The organism is Actinosynnema sp. (assembly GCF_052038725.1).
This window is the reverse complement of record NZ_JBQGCX010001102.1, coordinates 1-1,713: the sequence shown is the minus strand read 5'-3', so window position 1 is coordinate 1,713 and position 1,713 is coordinate 1. Positions and strand designations below refer to the sequence as shown.

Below are 1,713 nucleotides of genomic sequence, written 5' to 3'. Positions count from 1 at the left end.
GGCTGTTGAGCCGGTTGTCCACGATGTACCGGTCGGCCGGGTCGGACGGGTACCCCTTCGCCCTGGCCGCGCCGTCCGGCCCGGTGGCGGCCGACTCCAGCATGGACTTGAGGCTGCCCGCGGTGAGCATGTGCTGGTTGGCGTAGGCCAGGTAGCTGTAGGTGGGCAGCAGGAGCAGCACCGGCGCCGTGGCGGTCCGCGCGGGGGGACGCACCGCGAACGGGATCTCGTCCGAGGCGCCGTCCGCCTCCACGCGCAGCGCGTACAGCCCGCTGCGGACGCCCTCCGGCACCCGCCAGCGCACCGAGGGCTCCCAGCCCGCGTCGTCGAGGTCGTCGTCGTGGAAGTGGATCGCGCCGTACTGGTGCGGCGCGTGCCGCCACGAGCTCTCCGAGCCGTCCCAGCCGTGCCCGGTGACCGCGCGGGTGGGGCGCTGCACGGTGACGCCGTGCAGTCCGCGCCCCGACCCGTCGTGGACGCGGGTCGAGTCGATGCCGCGCGAGAAGTCCCACGCCGCCAGCAACCCCGGCAGGGCCGTCGGGTCGCCGCCGTCGCGCAGGGCGTCGAACTCGGCCGCGCCGAGCGCCCGCTCGAACACGCGCGGGGTCTCCAGCATGCCCCTCTAGATCGCCCCCGGTCCGGCCAGCGTTGTGGCGCCCCGGCGGGGGAGGGCGCGGTCGACCGGCGTCAGGGGACCCTCGTGGTGGCCGTCCAGCTCCGAGGCGGCGCGGTCGACCGCCTCCAGGCGCAGCACGGCCGTGCCCGAGGCGCACGAGGCGGCCAGGAAGTACCAGGTGCGACCGACGACCGCGTGCTCCAGGACCGCCTCGCTCGTGGCGCCACCGGGGTCGGAGACCGTGAGCACGGGCCTGCCCGCGCGCAGGGACAGCACCGCCGAGGACCCGTCCGCCCCCTCGAGCGCCACGAGCGTCTGCTCGTCCTTATCCGGTGTGGTGGGCCACAACCACAGCTGCACGCTCACGCTGCGCACCGACGGCCCGACCGGCCCGTCCACCCGCGCGTGCGACCCGGCGGGCAGGCTCTGCCGCAGGCCGGGGAACTCGCCGAGGTCACCACCCGCGACGTGCGGGTCCGGGTCGCCCAGACGTGTGATCGACGCCCGGAAGGACCGCGGGACCGAGCTGACCATGAACTCCACGCTCTCCCCCGGTTCGGCGCTGAACCGGTCGGCGTAGCCGACTAACCGCACTGCTTGACCCCATCTCCGATTCCGTTCCCCGCCGCGCTCACAGCAGCAGGAGTGGTTTCACGCACCGGCGCGCGTCCATGGCGCGGAACGCGGCCGGGGCCTCGTCCAGCGGGTAGACGGCGTCGAAGACCGCTTCCGGCCCCAGATCCCCGGACAGCACGTCGGGCAGCAGCTCCACGGCGGTGGCGCGGACGCTGGCGGGACCGCCGCTGAGGGTCAGCCCCTTGCCGAACAGGTCCCACAGCGGCAGCTCGACGCCCCACGGGAGCCCGACGTTGCCGATCTGCCCGCCGGGCAGCGCGCACCCGATCGCCTGCCGGACCGCCTCCTCGGTGCCCACCGCCTCCACCACGTGGGGGCTGCCGCCGTCCAGCAGCTCGACGACCTCGGCGATGCCCTTCGCGCCGCGCGCCGCCACCACGTCGGTGGCGCCGAGGCGGCGGGCCAGTTCCTGGCGGCGCGGGTCGCGGGACATCACGACGACCCGCGCCGCGCCGAGCCTG

The 1,713-nt window shown here is 75.4% G+C and carries 3 protein-coding genes; all 3 read right to left on the bottom strand.

The annotated features are described in order from the left end of the window. Positions 1-616 (bottom strand): N,N-dimethylformamidase beta subunit family domain-containing protein (locus ACTUAL_RS23295; RefSeq protein WP_440901732.1); only part of this gene is annotated, 616 nt, incomplete at its 3' end. Positions 617-622: 6 nt separating this feature from the next. Then, positions 623-1,210 (bottom strand): hypothetical protein, encoded by a 588-nt coding sequence (locus tag ACTUAL_RS23290; RefSeq protein WP_440901731.1) that lies wholly within the window; start codon positions 1,208-1,210, stop codon positions 623-625. A gap of 37 nt (positions 1,211-1,247) precedes the next feature. Continuing rightward, the coding region (locus ACTUAL_RS23285) for a zinc-binding dehydrogenase (RefSeq protein WP_440901730.1) at positions 1,248-1,713 on the bottom strand (466 nt) is incomplete at its 5' end.